The sequence below is a fragment of the Streptomyces atratus genome (genome assembly GCF_040655115.1).
Taxonomy (GTDB): Bacteria; Actinomycetota; Actinomycetes; order Streptomycetales; family Streptomycetaceae; genus Streptomyces; species Streptomyces atratus_D.
In genome coordinates this window covers 1-14,923 of the sequence record NZ_JBFAJH010000054.1, presented here as the reverse complement: position 1 = coordinate 14,923, position 14,923 = coordinate 1, and the positions used below count along the sequence as shown (strand labels likewise).

Here is a 14,923-nt window from a genome sequence, read left to right as displayed (position 1 = left end):
GTGGACCAGGCGATGTCGCCCGGCGCGGACCAGGCGATGTCACCCGGCGCGGGCGCCGCCTCAACGCTCCACGCAATGTCGCCCGGCACGGATGCCGCCTCGGTGCTCCAGGCAATGTCGCCGGCGCCCACCCCTCCAAGGCCCAAAGCCGCGACGAAAGAGGCGGCAAGCACCGAGCGAAGCATTCGCTTATACATAGTCAGCTTCGTCCTCACTTGTGGATTCTTCTCCCCCGCACCTAAGACGATGTCTTACCTGAGCACCCGAACACCACTGAGTCGATGCATCATGTTCCTGCATGTTCAGGAACCTGGGGGGTGGAGATATGGCCACAAGAGATACAAAACAGGCGCATCCTCACGGGATCACCGAACTATGCGACGCCGGAAGACGCCTCTACGCCAGCGCACTGCGCTCCGGGCGCATCGCTCGCGCCGAAGTGGACCCCGCACCTTGCCTGATGGACTTCGCTCTCCTGCACCCGGACCCCGACGACTCCGACTGGCTCCGCCCGGTTCCGCCGTCCGCCGCTCTGGCGCAGCGTCTGCACCCCATAGAACGCGAGATCCAGGAACGCCGACGGCGCTCCGTCCAACTGGCCGAATCCTTTGAACCCTTCATGGACATCAGCGCTCAGGACCCGCCGACCACCCACGCCATCACCGTGCTGGAGGGGGTCAACCGGATCAACGCTGCGCTCGATCTTGCCACTGCGGAGTGCCGCACCGAAGTCCTCACCGTCCAGCCCGGTGGCGGGCGGAGCGAGGACCGCCTCAGCGAGGCCCTGGAACGAGGCCTTTCGGTGGTGGACCGCGGCGTCAGTATCCGCACCCTCTACCAGCACACCGCCCGGCACAGCCCTGGAACTCTTGCCTACGCGGAGCGGCTTGCCGAGGGCAAGGTCGAGATCCGGACCCTGGAAGAACTCATAGAGCGCCTGATCGTCTTCGACCGGACGGTCGCCTTCATACCGGCTCAGGACGACCGCCAAGTCGCCCTGGAACTGCGCCACCCCGGGCTGGTCGAGTATCTGGTGAAGGTCTTCGAGCAGTTGTGGAGCCGCGCGGAACCGCTCCTCGAAGAGATCAGGTACGAACCGATCCCCAAAGGCATCAGCGGCGTACAGCGCTCCATCGCCCAACTCCTCGTCGAAGGAAACGTCGACGACTCCATCGCCCGCCGACTCGGCATGAACGTACGCACCTGCCGTGCGCACATCGCAAAACTGAACACCGCACTCGGCAGCGGCAGCCGAGCCCAACTCGGATATCTCATAGCGCAGTCAGGAATTCTGGACCAGGACCAGTGACCACGGCGCGCTGCGTTCATCTGTGCCGACGTGGGGGTGGTCGTGACCGCAATACGGGGGAGAGCGGCCACGACCCCGTCGCACGGGCAGAGTTCACTACCCGGCACGGGAAACTCTCCCCCGGTAGCTACCCTTCCACCACCGTCATCTTGCTGCATCGCACAGAAGTGAGGGATCCCGAATGGGTGGAGACACGGAGGAACCACGACATTCCCATCACGGTCTGGAGTTGTGCGACTCCGCGATCCAGCTCTACACCGCAGCACTCCGCAAGGGCCGGATCGCCCGCCACGACCTGGCACCTGCCCCGTGCCTCATCGACATGGCACTGCTCCACCCCGAGCCCTGGGACGACGCCTGGATGCGCCCCGTACCCCCGTCTGCCGCCCTGGCGCATCTGTTACAACCCGTCACCCGCGAGATCCACGAACGCATACGGCTCACTGCGGCCCTCGCGGACTCACTCGCCCCCCTGGCATCGGTCGCCAGCGGGGACCCCAACCTCGCCATCACCGTCATCGAGGGAAAGCCCCTGATCAACGCCGCCGTTCAGGACGTCACCAGAATGGCGTCGGAAGAAATCCTGACGGCGCAGCCGGGCGGCAACCGGTCGATCAACGAGATGCAAGGGGCACTGTCCACCATTCAACCCGCGCTCGGCAACGGGTGCCGCCTGCGCCACCTCTACCAGCACCCGGCCCGCTACAACCCCAAAATCAAGCACTACCTGACCCAGGTACCCCCAGACCGTCTCCAGGTGCGCACCATCGAGCAGACCGTCGAACGGCTGTTCATCTTCGACCGCGCGGTCGCCTTCATCCCCGCCACCCCCGAGCGCGACATCGCCCTGGAGATCCGCCACCCCGCCCTGGTCCGCTATCTGGTCCAGGTGTACGAGGCACTGTGGGCCCAGGCCGTCCCCATGGAGGAGAACCTCCACCACGTCTCCCCCGGCGCCCCCGCCACCGCCGTACAGCGCAGCATCGCCCGCCTCCTGATCGACGGACACGTGGACGACGTGGTGGCCCGGAAACTCGGCATCAGCGTCCGGACCTGCCGGGCCCACATCTCCAAGCTGATGCAGGCCCTCGGCGCCTCCAGCCGGACCCACCTGGGCGCGCTCATCATCCGGTCGGGCATTGCCGAGCCGGACGAATCGAATCCCCGCGGGAAGCCCACCCGACGCTCCGAAGCGTGACCGGATCACCTTCCCTCAGCCGTCGTCGCCCCGCTCCCTCACCGACCGCGATCGGGGGCGATGCCTCCCTGCGCAGTCGTATCGCTGCCCGCCTCGGCACATCATCCACCGCACCCGCCGCTGCTGCGTACGAGACCGTTCCCGGTGCCGCGTTCTTCGTAGCCGGCCGGAAGAGCCCGCTCATCACAGCTGTCGGCAGGCGCCCGGTCAGCGAGGGCTGTGGCCGGTACGAGGTCGGCCCCGGGCCCATGTGGCGTGAGGCCGACCGCCGTTCGTACGCGGCCTGGCAGCGCAGGCTCGGCCAGCAGCGTCGCGGCCGACGGCATCCCGGGACGTACGAGCTGGCACCGATTGCGTGTTCCCCGCACCTGAGGAGGCCCGCGATGACACAGTCCGAGGCGGAGCACATCGCCCGGGAACTGGAGCGGCTGCACCGTTCCGCCGACGTCGGGTTCGCCACCACCCGGGGAGACCTGGCGTTGCTGCCGCAACGCGCCGACCGGACCGACAAGGCCCTCGGCGAGCACGAGGAGCGGCTCGACGCCCTGGAGCGCACCCGCTGGCCGTTGCCGTCGCTGGCCGCGGTGACGTCGTGCACGGCGCCGGCTCTCTCGCTCCGGCAGTCCTCGGGGAAATGCCCCGTGCGCACAACGGAGGCCCGCCACCCATTCCCGGGTGGCGGGCCTCCGTTGTCGTCCACGCGCCGTAACCCCACTTATCCCTTGGGCCTCTTCGGCCGCCAGACCACCAAAGCGCTGGTCTGCTGCACATCCTGATACGGCACCAGATCGCGCCGGTACGACGCGTGCACCTGCGCCTCGCGCTGCTGCATCGCCGCCGCAGCGCCGTCCACCGCCGCGGAGAGTTCGGCGACGCGCTGCTGGAGCGCGGCCACCTGATTCTCCAGTTCGATGATGCGCTTGATGCCCGCCAGGTTGATGCCCTCGTCCTGCGACAGCTGCTGCACCGTGCGCAGCAGCTCGATGTCGCGGGCCGAGTAGCGCCGGCCACGCCCGGCCGTGCGGTCGGGGGAGACCAGGCCGAGGCGGTCGTACTGGCGCAGTGTCTGCGGATGCAGACCCGAGAGCTGGGCCGCGATCGAGATCACGTACACCGGTGAGTCATCGGTCAATTCGTACGGATTACGTCGTCGGCCGTCCACCTCAAGCTCCCTTCGCGGCCTGGAACAGCTCCGCCCGCGGGTCCTCCCCCGCGGTCGCCTTCCGGTAGGCCTCCAGCGCGTCCTGGGCGTCGGGGGGGAGGTCCGTGGGGACCGCCACCTCGACGGTGACCAGGAGGTCGCCCCGGGTGCCGTCCTTGCGTACGGCACCCTTGCCGCGGGCGCGCATCGTACGCCCATTGGGGGTTCCGGCCGGAAGTTTCAGGGTGACAGGCGGTCCGCCGAGCGTCGGGACCTTCACCTCGCCGCCGAGCGCCGCCTCCGCGAAGGTGACAGGCACGGTGACCGTGAGGTTGTCGCCCTTGCGGCCGAAGACCGGGTGGGCGTCGACATGGACGACGACGTACAGGTCGCCGGCCGGTCCGCCGCGCTCGCCCGGTGCGCCCTTGCCGCGCAGCCGGATCCGCTGGCTGTCGGAGACACCTGCCGGGATCCTGACCTGCATGGTGCGCGACGAACGCGCCCGTCCGCTGCCCTTGCAGACATCGCACGGGTCCTGGGCGATGAGGCCCCGGCCCTTGCAGTCCACGCAGGGATCGGTGAGCGAGAATCCGCCGCCGCTGCCGCGCGACACCTGTCCGGTGCCGACACAGGTCGGGCAGACCCTCGGGGTGCCGTTCTTGTCGCCGGTGCCCGAACACGCCTTGCAGGGCGCCTGGCTGGACATCCGCAGCGGGACCGTGGCCCCGTCGACCGCCTCGGTGAAGCTGAGCGTCACCTCGGACTCGATGTCCTGCCCGCGGCGCGGCTGCACGCGTGTCCCCGTACCGCCGCCCCGGTTGAACAGCCCGCCGAAGACATCGCCCAGACCGCCGCCGCCGAAGCCGCCGGGGCCGCCGGGGCCTCCGCCCTGCGTGCCTCCGAAGAGGTCACCCAGGTCGAAGTTGAAGTTGCCTCCCGCGCCGCCGGGACCGGCCCGGAAGCCGCCGTTGCCGAAGAGGGCGCGTGCCTCGTCGTACTCCTTGCGCTTCTTGGTGTCGCCGAGGATGTCATTGGCCTCGGAGATCTCCTTGAAGCGCTCCTCCGCCTTGTTGTCGCCCTTGTTCGCGTCCGGGTGGAACTCGCGGGCGAGCTTCCGGTACGACTTCTTGATCTCGGCTTCGGTGGCGTCCTTGGGGACGCCGAGGACCTTGTAGTAGTCCTTCTCGACGAAGTCCTTCGTGCTCATCGACGTCCCTCCTTCCGGACGATCGGTCGGGCGACCGGCCTGCGGGCCGGTCGCCGTACCGGGCGGTGGGCCCCGCGGTGGTCGGACGAAATGTCAGACCTCCTCGGTGCCACCGCTCTCCTCGTCGTCTGCCTTCTCTTCCTTTGCCGCCGCCGGGCTCGCGCCCGGCTGCGGCTCGGCCACCGCCACCCGCGCGGGGCGGATGGTGCGCTCGCCGATGCGATACCCCGGCTGCAGGATCGCCACGCAGGTCGTCTCGGTGACATCCGGTGCGTACGAGTGCATCAGGGCTTCGTGGATCGTCGGGTCGAAGGGCTCGCCCTCCTTGCCGAACTGCTGCAGGCCCAGCTTGGCGACGACCGTCTCCAGCGATTCGGCCACCGACTTGAACCCGCCCACGAGCTCGCCGTGGTCCCTGGCGCGGCCGACGTCGTCGAGCACGGGCAGGAGCTCGCTCAGGAGACCCGCAACGGCGATCTCCTTGACCGTGACCCGGTCCCGCTCCACACGGCGGCGGTAGTTCTGGTACTCGGCCTGGAGCCGCTGGAGGTCGCCGGTGCGCTCGGCGAGCGCACTGCGTGCCTGGTCCAGCTGTGCCGTCAGACCGGCGGTCTGGTTCACGTCCCCGGCCGGGGCCTCCCCCTCCTCCGTGGAGGGGGAGGCAGCCTTCGGGTCGGCGTCGTCAGGGGTGGCGCCGGAGGGAACGTCGGGCTTCTCCTCGAAGCCCGGAGTCTCCTCGGTCACGCCGCACCGCCCTTGGCGTCCTTCTCGTCGTCCACGATCTCGGCGTCGACGACGTCGTCATCGGCCCTGGCCTGCTCGGCGCCCGGCTGACCGTCGGCCTGCGGGCCACCCTCGGCCTGCGCGTTGGCGTACATCGCCTGGCCCAGCTTCTGGGAGACGGCCGCGACCTTCTCGGTGGCGGTACGGATCTCGGCGGTGTCCTCGCCCTTGAGCTTCTCCTTCAGCTCGGTGAGCGCGGTCTCCACCTCCGTCTTCACATCACCGGGGACCTTGTCCTCGTTGTCCTTGAGGAACTTCTCCGTCTGGTAGACGAGCTGCTCGCCCTGGTTGCGGGACTCGGCGGCCTCGCGGCGGCGGTGGTCCTCCTCCGCGTACTGCTCGGCCTCCTCACGCATCCGGTTGACCTCGTCCTTCGGCAGCGAGGAGCCGCCGGTGACGGTCATCTTCTGCTCCTTGCCGGTGCCGAGGTCCTTGGCGGCGACGTGCATGATGCCGTTCGCGTCGATGTCGAACGCGACCTCGATCTGCGGGACACCACGCGGGGCCGGCGGCAGACCGGTCAGCTCGAACATCCCGAGCTTCTTGTTGTACGCCGCGATCTCGCGCTCGCCCTGGTAGACCTGGATCTGGACGGACGGCTGGTTGTCCTCGGCCGTCGTGAAGATCTCGGACCGCTTGGTCGGGATCGTCGTGTTGCGCTCGATGAGCTTCGTCATGATGCCGCCCTTGGTCTCGATACCGAGAGACAGCGGGGTGACATCGAGCAGCAGGACGTCCTTGACCTCGCCCTTGAGGACACCGGCCTGGAGCGAGGCGCCGATGGCGACGACCTCGTCCGGGTTCACGCCCTTGTTGGCCTCCTGGCCACCGGTGAGCTCCTTGACGAGCTCGGCGACGGCCGGCATACGGGTCGAGCCACCGACGAGAACGACGTGGTCGATCTCGGAGAGCTGGATGCCCGCGTCCTTGATGACGTTGTGGAACGGGTTCTTGCAGCGGTCCAGGAGGTCCGCGGTGAGCTGCTGGAACTGGGCGCGCGTGAGCTTCTCGTCCAGGTGCAGCGGGCCCTCGGCGGACGCCGTGATGTACGGCAGGTTGATCGTGGTCTCCGTCGAGGAGGACAGCTCGATCTTCGCCTTCTCCGCGGCTTCGCGGAGACGCTGGAGAGCCATCTTGTCCTTGGACAGGTCCACACCGTGACCGTTGGCGAACTGCTTCACCAGGTAGTCGACGACACGCTGGTCCCAGTCGTCACCACCGAGGTGGTTGTCACCGTTGGTGGCCTTCACCTCGACGACGCCGTCGCCGATCTCCAGGAGGGACACGTCGAAGGTGCCGCCACCGAGGTCGAAGACGAGGATCGTCTGGTCGTCCTTGTCGAGCCCGTACGCCAGCGCGGCGGCGGTCGGCTCGTTGACGATACGCAGGACGTTCAGGCCCGCGATCTCGCCGGCCTCCTTCGTCGCCTGACGCTCGGAGTCGTTGAAGTACGCCGGAACGGTGATCACCGCGTCGGTGACCTTCTCGCCCAGGTACGCCTCGGCGTCGCGCTTCAGCTTCTGCAGGATGAAGGCGCTCATCTGCTGCGGGTTGAAGTTCTTGCCGTCGAGGTCGATCTTCCAGTCGGTGCCCATGTGGCGCTTGACCGACCGGATGGTCCGGTCGACGTTGGTCACCGCCTGGCGCTTGGCGACCTCGCCCACCAGAACCTCGCCGTTCTTCGCGAAGGCGACGACGGACGGCGTGGTCCTGGCGCCTTCGGCGTTGGTGATGACGGTGGGCTCGCCGCCTTCGAGAACGCTGACGACGGAGTTAGTCGTGCCCAGGTCGATGCCGACCGCACGTGCCATTTCAATTCCTCCAACTGACTACTTGAGTGGATCTGGCTCAAGGATGCATGACAGCCGTCCCAGAGTCAACAGAGCTGAGTCGAGTCGACTCAACTATCGTGCACACGGCCCGCGCCACCTGCACGTCATCGGACGACACCAGGCCGCCCGGCGGGCCACATACCCGGTCCATCATCCACACGTGGGATCGTTCTGTCACAAAATGGCGAGAGCCGCACAAAACAGGCACTCGATCCGTCCGAGCCAGGCAGGTGTGAACGATGCGGATGCGGATGCGGGCACATGCGTGGACCGGACCGAGGGCGCACATGACGACCAAGCGCGCACTGGATCTCGTCCTCGGCTCGGCCCTGCTGACCCTGACCGCCCCGCTGCTCGCCGCCGGAGCCCTCACCCTCGCCGCACAGCGACCCCCCGGCTGCGTACTGACCCGCTCCGCCCGGATCGGGCTGGCCGGGCGCCCCTTCGTGCTGCGCTCCCTGGGCACCCGCCGGCTGCGACTGGACGTACTGTCCCGGCTGCCCCACGTCGTACGGGGCGAGCTCTCACTCGTCGGACCGGAACCGCTCGCCCCTGACGACGAGCGGGCGGGCGTCTCGAACGAGGCCGGTGCGCGACACTGGCGGCAGGAGCTGAGACCCGGCCTCACCGGCCTGGCCCAGATCCGCTCCCGATCCGGAATGCCGTGGGACGAACCCGCCCTGCTCGACCAGCACTACGCCGAGCACCACTGGCTGGGACTCGACCTGGCGATCCTCACGGAAGCCGTATATGCCCCGCTCCGCGCCACCCTCCGCGGACTCATCCACCGCGGGAAGGCACACCTGAGCGACACAGATCACCGGCTGCGCGGCTACAGCGCGGCGGAATAAGTGGATAGTGTCAACACAGACTGATTAAGTTACTGCTTAGTACGTGCTGGATCCCACCCTCGCAGGCCCGAGGAGCCCCCAAAATGCAACTCGCCGCGATCATCGTGTCGCTGGTGCTGACCGTGGTCGGCGTTGCGCTCATCGCCCGAGCCGTCGCGCAGATCTACCGGTTCGTCACGCTCGGACAGCCGGTCCCGGCAGGCGGTCGCACCGACAATCCGAAGCAGCGCACGATCACCCTGGTCAAGGAGTTCCTCGGCCACACCCGGATGAACCGGTGGGGGATCGTCGGCTTCGCGCACTGGTTCGTCGCCATCGGTTTCCTGACACTGCCGCCGACGCTGCTCCAGGCGTACGGACAGCTCTTCAAGGCCGACTGGGTCCTGCCGATCATCGGCAACTGGCCGCCGTTCGAGATGTACACCGAGTTCATCGGTCTGATGACGACGGTCGGCATCCTCGTGCTGATCGCCATCCGGCTGCTGAACCTGCCCTCCCGGGCCGGCCGCAAGTCCCGGTTCGCGGGCTCCAAGGCCTGGCAGGCGTACTTCGTCGAGTACGTCATCCTCGTCATCGGCCTGGCAATCCTGACCCTGCGCGGTCTCGAGGGCGCGATCCACCACGTCGAGGGCTACGAGGCCGCGTACTTCGTCTCGTACCCCCTGGTCCTCGCCTTCAAGGGACTCGGCCTCGGGGCGCTCCAGAACCTCATCTACCTCACCGCGATGATCAAGATCGGCACCTCGCTGATCTGGGTGATCACGGTCTCGCTCAACACCAACATGGGTGTGGCCTGGCACCGCTTCCTCGCCTTCCCCAACATCTGGTTCAAGCGGAATGCCGACGGCGACGTCGCCCTCGGCGCGCTGCAGCCGATGACGAGCGGTGGCAAGGAGATCGACTTCGAGGACCCGGGCGAGGACGACGTCTTCGGTGTCTCCCAGGTCGAGCAGTTCTCCTGGAAGGGCATCCTCGACTTCTCCACGTGCACCGAGTGCGGTCGCTGCCAGTCGCAGTGCCCCGCCTGGAACACGGGCAAGCCGCTCTCCCCGAAGCTCCTGATCATGTCGCTGCGCGACCACGCGCACGCCAAGGCGCCGTACCTGCTCGCGGGTGGCGGCAAGTCCGCGGAGGGCGAGGAGAAGGCGACCGAGGAGCAGCTGAAGGACGTACCGGCCTCGGCCCTGGCGGAGGCAGAGCGCCCGCTGATCGGCACCGTCGAGGAGAACGGCGTCATCGACCCGGACGTGCTCTGGTCCTGCACCACCTGCGGTGCGTGCGTGGAGCAGTGCCCGGTCGACATCGAGCACATCGACCACATCGTCGACATGCGCCGCTACCAGGTGATGATCGAGTCCGCGTTCCCGTCCGAGGCGGGCACGATGCTCAAGAACCTGGAGAAGAAGGGCAACCCCTGGGGGCTCGCCAAGAAGCAGCGCGTCGAGTGGACGAAGGAAGTCGGCTTCGAGGTCCCGATCGTCGGCAAGGACGTCGAGGACCTGTCGGAAATCGACTACCTCTACTGGGTCGGCTGCGCCGGCGCCCTCGAGGACCGCGCCAAGAAGACCACCAAGGCCTTCGCCGAGCTGCTCCACATCGCGGGCGTGAAGTTCGCGATCATGGGCGGCGACGAGAAGTGCACCGGTGACTCGGCCCGCCGCCTGGGCAACGAGCCGCTGTTCCAGCAGCTCGGCCAGGAGAACGTCGCGATGCTGAACATGGCGTTCGGCGAGGATGACGACGAGCCGGAGACGAAGAAGCCGAAGTCGTCGAAGAAGATCGTCGCGACCTGCCCGCACTGCTTCAACACCATCGCGAACGAGTACCCGCAGCTCGGCGGCGAGTACGAGGTCATCCATCACACGCAGCTGCTCCAGCACCTCATCGACGAGGGCAGGCTGATCCCGGTGACGCCGGTCGAGGGTCTGATCACGTACCACGACCCCTGCTACCTGGGCCGCCACAACAAGATCTACACGCCCCCGCGCGAGATCATCGCGAAGGTGCCGGGTCTGCGGAACGAGGAGATGCACCGCCACAAGGAGCGCGGCTTCTGCTGCGGCGCCGGTGGTGCCCGGATGTGGATGGAGGAGCGGATCGGCAAGCGCATCAACAACGAGCGCGTCGACGAAGCCCTCTCCCTCAACCCGGACATCGTCTCCACCGCCTGCCCGTTCTGCCTCGTCATGCTGACCGACTCGGTCAACGGCAAGAAGAACGACGGCCAGGCCAAGGAGTCGATCCAGGTGGTCGACGTCTCGCAGCTGCTGCTGGACTCGGTCAAGACCCCGTCGGACCCGGCCGGCGAGCCGGAGACGGCGAACGCTCCGGAGCCGGAACCGGTGAAGTAGCCGGTCTCAGCGGGACGAAGCGGTCGGACCTGCCTCGGGGGCAGGACCGGCCGCTTCTGCTGTTGGGCGGGCCGGACCGCGAACCACGCGGCCTGCGCAGGCTCTCCGTGGGCGTCTCCTTCCCCCTCGTCCTCCTCCGCCAGGAACAGCGACACGCCGCCTGACGCCTTCGCCGGAGCCCAGTCCTTCGCCCAGGACACCCCCCGTATCCCGGGCACCGACCCGAAGGACGACGGCTTCGGCACCGAGGTCTTCCTCTCGGACACCGACAACGACGGCACGGCGGATCCGACGGTCGGCTCCCGCGGGAGAACGCCGCCCACGGATACGTCGTGACCTTCCACTCCAACGGCACGAAGCCGGCCCCGACCGGCAAGCGCTACGGCCTCTCCGCCGTGACGGTCTCCGCAACGGGGGCACACCGCGGCCGGCCGGCAACATAACGGGCTGACTCCTGCCACTGAATCCGGGCCCGTTTCCCTTACACCGGGCCCGAGTTCCGCGCCCACCGGCCGGCCCCCCAGGGTCCCCCTAGGGGATGTCACAGCTCGGCCGCAAAGGGGGCCGAGTTCCCCTGGCTCTCCCACCGCACACACGCGGACCAGGTACGTTCGATTACGTGGCTGGATTCAGGATCGGACGCGGCCGGGACAACCGCACCCCTCAACAAGGGCAACATCAACCGCAGCAGCAGCCGTACGGCACACAGGCACCACCGCCGTACGGACAGCAGCCATGGCCCCCGGCGGGAGGCAGCGGCGCCCCGTACGGAGCCGGGCACCCCGGCGGGCACCAGGGTCGCAGCGGCGCACACGGCGAACCCGAATACTTCGGCGACCCGTACCACCAGCCCCACCAGGGCGACCCGTACGCCAACAACCCGGGTCACACCCAGGCGTTCAGCATCAACGAGGACCCGTACGGCGACGGCAACACCTACCGCGCCGGCCAGGCACCCGCCCAGCCCGCAGGCCCCCGCCTGCACTGGAAGGAGCTGCTGAGCGGCGTCGTGCTGCGCCCCGGACCGACGTTCTGGCAGATGCGCGACTACCCCGTCTGGGGCCCGGCGCTCATCGTCACGTTCCTCTACGGCCTGCTGGCGCTCTTCGGCTTCGACCAGGCCCGCGACGACGCCATCCACGCAACGATCTCCACCGCCGTCCCGTACGTCCTCCTCACGGGCCTCGGCTTCGTCATCGGCGGTCTCGTCCTCGGCGCGGTCACCCACACCCTCGCCCGCCAGCTCGGCGGCGACGGCGCCTGGCAGCCGACCGTGGGCCTCTCCATGCTGATCATGTCGATCACGGACGCCCCGCGGCTGGTCTTCGCGCTCTTCCTCGGCGGCGAGAACTCCCTGGTCCAGATACTCGGCTGGATGACCTGGCTGGCGTCGGCCGCACTGTTCACATCCATGGTGAGCAAGTCGCACGACCTGCCGTGGCCGAAGGCGCTGGGCGCGTCCGCGATCCAGCTCATCGCGCTGCTGTCGATCATCAAGTTGGGCACGATCTGACGACCGCGTCCCACGACCATGAAGAAACCCCCGGCACAACGCGCCGGGGGTTCTTCGCTGTCACGGACGGGACCGGACTCAAGCGTCGAGCACCTGCCCGCTGCGCCGCACGACAGGCTTCTCCACGCTCCACGGGAAGTTGATCCAGCGATCGGTCTTCTTCCACACGTACTCACACTTCACGAGCGAGTGCGACTTCTCGTAGATGACCGCGCTGCGCACCTCGGCAACGTGTTCGATACAGAAATCGCGCACCAGCTTCAGCGTCTTCCCGGTGTCCGCAACGTCATCGGCGATCAGGACCTTCTTGTCCGAGAAATCGATGGCATTGGGAACGGGCGCCAGCATCACCGGCATCTCCAGGGTGGTACCCACGCCGGTATAGAACTCGACATTCACCAGATGAATGTTCTTGCAGTCCAGCGCGTACGCCAGCCCGCCGGCGACAAAGACCCCGCCCCGCGCGATGCTCAGCACCACATCCGGCTCGTAGCCGTCGTCGGCCACGGCCTGCGCCAGCTCGCGCACGGCATGACCGAACCCGTCATACGTCAGATTCTCTCGTACGTCAGCCATGGTCCGGCATCACACCTGGGTCCGGTGGAAGTTCATGAACGAACGCGAAGCCGTCGGCCCGCGCTGCCCCTGGTAGCGCGACCCGTACCGCTCGGAGCCGTAAGGGAACTCCGACGGCGAACTCAGCCGGAACATGCACAGCTGGCCGATCTTCATACCCGGCCAGAGCTTTATCGGCAGCGTCGCGAGATTCGACAGCTCCAGTGTCACATGCCCGGAGAACCCGGGATCGATGAACCCGGCCGTCGAATGCGTCACGAGCCCGAGCCGCCCGAGCGAACTCTTTCCCTCCAGCCGCGACGCAAGATCGTCGGGCAGCGAAATGACCTCGTACGTCGAGGCAAGCACGAACTCGCCGGGGTGGAGGATGAACGCCTCATCACCGTCCGGCTCGACCGTACGCGTCAGGTCCGCCTGCTCGACGGCTGGGTCGATATGCGGATAACGGTGATTCTCGAACACCCGGAAGTAGCGGTCGAGCCGCACGTCGATGCTCGATGGCTGCACCATCGACGGGTCGTACGGATCAATGCGAACCCGCCCGGCGTCGATCTCGGCCCGGATGTCCTTATCTGAGAGAAGCACGCCCCGAGGATACGCAGAACGCGCGGGCCCGCCCCAACCGGACCGCCCCGCGCGTTCTGCGACGACCGTCGGCCGCCGCTCCTGCCCCCTACTGCTACCGGCGCTCGAACTCCACCGGAACTGCCTGCCGCAACCGGGCACATCGCGGACAGCGGATAAGCCGCCCGGGGCCGATCCGACCGACCCCGAGCTGCTGCATCGGGAACGAAGCGGTAGCGAAAATGTGCCCTTCGGCACAGCGGACGACGGTGCGCTCCATGGAGTCCATCAAGTCCCTTCCCCAACAAGCCGTGGACGAGAACGCCACATTAGGGGATGAACGGGACGCCACTCCAGGCGGCACTCCGACTCCGTACGCTACGCCCCCAACTCCCGCCCGCAGCAACCGCATCCACCCTCGGCGCATCGCACGCAGGCCCCCGGTTCGTACACCGGGGGCCTGCCATGGGGTAGAGTGTGCGAAGATGCAGCTGATCATTCAGTGCGCTTCGCGGGTGTAGTTTAATGGTAGAACATGAGCTTCCCAAGCTCAGAGCGCGAGTTCGATTCTCGTCACCCGCTCCATGAAAAAGCCCCAGGCCAGCGGCCGGGGGCTTTTTTGTTGTCTGGACCACTTCAGGGGTCCCGCACCAGATTCGCACCAGAAGGCCCCTGATCAGCCTTCTTACGGGCGGACCGCACGAGGTCATCCAGACCGCTCGCGACTTCCTGCTGCCGCTCAAGGTCCGAGTGCTGGTAGATCAACGCGGCCTTCTCCGACGACTGGCCGGCGCGGACCATCGTGTCCTTGAGGGTGGCCGCGGACCGGGTGGCCAGGGTGTGACCGGTGTGACGAAGATCGTAGAAGCGAAAGCAGTCCGGCATGCCGACGAGCACACGGGCCCGGCGCCACTTCCGCCCGAAGGTGGAACGTCGGAACGGCTTGCCCTTCTCCCCAACGAACAGCAGTCCGTCCGGGCCCTTCTCGGCGTACCAGTCGAGGTGTCGCCGAAGGTCGGTCCGCAGAAAGGCCGGCAGGACCACGACCCGCTTGCCCGCGTCCGACTTGGTGTCGCCAGGAGCGCGGCGACTGGTGGTCAGCTCGGGCGCCGCCATGCGGACCCGGATGGTCATCTCGTCCAGGTCGACGTCCTTACGCCGGAGCTCCGCCTGTTCCTCCGGGCGCATCGGACCGTACGCACCGAGGAAGACCATCAGCCGCCAACGGGGCCCGAGAGCGCCGGCGAGCGCGTCGACCTGGGCGACGGTGGCGATCTGGCGTTCGGCGGACGACTCCTTCCCGGCGCCCCGGATGCGGCAAGGGTTGCGGCGGATCAGCTCGTCATCGACCGCGGTTTCCATGATGGCCTTGAGCAGCCGGTAGGCCTTGGCCACGGTCGTGGCTGCTCCGGTGGAGGACAGCCGCTCGGTTCGCCAGGTACGGACACGGGGTGCGGTGATCTCGTCGAGGTCCAGGCCCTCGAAGGTGGGTAGCAGATGGAGCGGTTGAGTCGGCCTGAAGCGCGGTTCCGGTGTTGCCACCGGCCCGTTTCTCCAGGCCGCTCTCCGAACCCGGCGTACCCGTCTCCGAGTACCGG

The 14,923-nt window shown here is 67.7% G+C and carries 14 protein-coding genes, 1 tRNA gene and 1 pseudogene; 8 read left to right on the top strand and 8 right to left on the bottom strand.

All coding sequences use genetic code 11. From position 1 onward, the window contains the following. On the bottom strand, nucleotides 1-215 hold a 215-nt coding region (locus AB0I23_RS34700), incomplete at its 3' end, for a hypothetical protein (protein ID WP_359115621.1). Between the two features lie 83 nt (nucleotides 216-298). Here AB0I23_RS34700 and AB0I23_RS34695 point away from each other — a divergent pair. The 4 genes and pseudogenes from AB0I23_RS34695 (at nucleotide 299) to AB0I23_RS34680 (ending at nucleotide 3,283) form a co-directional block, all read left to right on the top strand. Further along, complete coding sequence (locus AB0I23_RS34695) at nucleotides 299-1,309, top strand: helix-turn-helix transcriptional regulator (protein ID WP_359115619.1); 1,011 nt, start codon at nucleotides 299-301, stop codon at nucleotides 1,307-1,309. A gap of 181 nt (nucleotides 1,310-1,490) precedes the next feature. Next, nucleotides 1,491-2,507 (top strand): helix-turn-helix transcriptional regulator, encoded by a 1,017-nt coding sequence (locus tag AB0I23_RS34690; RefSeq protein ID WP_359115617.1) that lies wholly within the window; start codon nucleotides 1,491-1,493, stop codon nucleotides 2,505-2,507. 65 nt (nucleotides 2,508-2,572) lie between these two features. After that, nucleotides 2,573-2,879: pseudogene (locus tag AB0I23_RS34685) on the top strand (peptidoglycan-binding protein); the annotation flags it as partial. An 11-nt stretch (nucleotides 2,880-2,890) separates the two neighbouring features. Beyond that, nucleotides 2,891-3,283 carry a hypothetical protein gene (locus AB0I23_RS34680; RefSeq protein WP_359115614.1) on the top strand — a complete coding sequence of 131 codons (393 nt, stop codon included), beginning with the start codon at nucleotides 2,891-2,893 and terminating at the stop codon, nucleotides 3,281-3,283. Here the strand turns inward: AB0I23_RS34680 and AB0I23_RS34675 are convergent. The 4 genes from AB0I23_RS34675 to dnaK form a co-directional block, all read right to left on the bottom strand. Next, a complete protein-coding gene (locus AB0I23_RS34675; RefSeq protein WP_359115611.1) occupies nucleotides 3,223-3,669 on the bottom strand; it encodes a heat shock protein transcriptional repressor HspR in 447 nt (148 codons plus the stop codon). The two genes, AB0I23_RS34680 and AB0I23_RS34675, sit on opposite strands and share 61 nt — an antisense overlap. Before the next feature lies 1 nt (nucleotide 3,670). After that, complete coding sequence (dnaJ, locus tag AB0I23_RS34670) at nucleotides 3,671-4,855, bottom strand: molecular chaperone DnaJ (RefSeq protein ID WP_359115608.1); 1,185 nt, start codon at nucleotides 4,853-4,855, stop codon at nucleotides 3,671-3,673. A gap of 93 nt (nucleotides 4,856-4,948) precedes the next feature. Beyond that, nucleotides 4,949-5,599 (bottom strand): nucleotide exchange factor GrpE, encoded by a 651-nt coding sequence (grpE, locus tag AB0I23_RS34665; RefSeq protein ID WP_359115605.1) that lies wholly within the window; start codon nucleotides 5,597-5,599, stop codon nucleotides 4,949-4,951. Then, the gene (dnaK, locus tag AB0I23_RS34660; RefSeq protein ID WP_359115603.1) at nucleotides 5,596-7,449 is read right to left on the bottom strand and encodes a molecular chaperone DnaK; all 1,854 of its coding nucleotides are present in this window, start codon (nucleotides 7,447-7,449) and stop codon (nucleotides 5,596-5,598) included. The genes grpE and dnaK overlap by 4 nt, the downstream gene beginning before the upstream one ends. 308 nt (nucleotides 7,450-7,757) lie before the next feature. Here dnaK and AB0I23_RS34655 point away from each other — a divergent pair, with 308 nt between their 5' ends. The 3 genes from AB0I23_RS34655 to AB0I23_RS34645 all read left to right on the top strand — a co-directional run bounded on the left by AB0I23_RS34655 (nucleotide 7,758) and on the right by AB0I23_RS34645 (nucleotide 12,185). Further along, nucleotides 7,758-8,321, top strand: coding sequence for a sugar transferase (locus AB0I23_RS34655; RefSeq protein ID WP_359115600.1), 564 nt, complete (start codon nucleotides 7,758-7,760; stop codon nucleotides 8,319-8,321). A gap of 83 nt (nucleotides 8,322-8,404) precedes the next feature. Then, nucleotides 8,405-10,672 (top strand): (Fe-S)-binding protein, encoded by a 2,268-nt coding sequence (locus AB0I23_RS34650; protein WP_359115598.1) that lies wholly within the window; start codon nucleotides 8,405-8,407, stop codon nucleotides 10,670-10,672. Between the two features lie 619 nt (nucleotides 10,673-11,291). Next, a complete protein-coding gene (locus AB0I23_RS34645) occupies nucleotides 11,292-12,185 on the top strand; it encodes a Yip1 family protein (protein WP_359115595.1) in 894 nt (297 codons plus the stop codon). A 78-nt stretch (nucleotides 12,186-12,263) separates the two neighbouring features. Here AB0I23_RS34645 and AB0I23_RS34640 read toward each other — a convergent pair whose 3' ends face one another. Together AB0I23_RS34640 and dcd are read right to left on the bottom strand one after the other, a co-directional pair. Then, nucleotides 12,264-12,761: a phosphoribosyltransferase gene (locus tag AB0I23_RS34640; protein ID WP_359115592.1), complete on the bottom strand. Its 498-nt coding sequence runs from the start codon at nucleotides 12,759-12,761 to the stop codon at nucleotides 12,264-12,266. Nucleotides 12,762-12,770: 9 nt separating this feature from the next. Then, entirely contained in the window at nucleotides 12,771-13,346 is a 576-nt protein-coding gene (dcd, locus tag AB0I23_RS34635; protein ID WP_037695496.1) for a dCTP deaminase, read from the bottom strand. 490 nt (nucleotides 13,347-13,836) lie between these two features. Here dcd and AB0I23_RS34630 point away from each other — a divergent pair. Then, nucleotides 13,837-13,910: transfer RNA gene (locus AB0I23_RS34630), tRNA-Gly, on the top strand. A gap of 51 nt (nucleotides 13,911-13,961) precedes the next feature. Here AB0I23_RS34630 and AB0I23_RS34625 read toward each other — a convergent pair. Further along, a partial coding sequence (locus tag AB0I23_RS34625; protein WP_436847045.1) for a tyrosine-type recombinase/integrase occupies nucleotides 13,962-14,923 on the bottom strand: 962 nt, incomplete at its 5' end.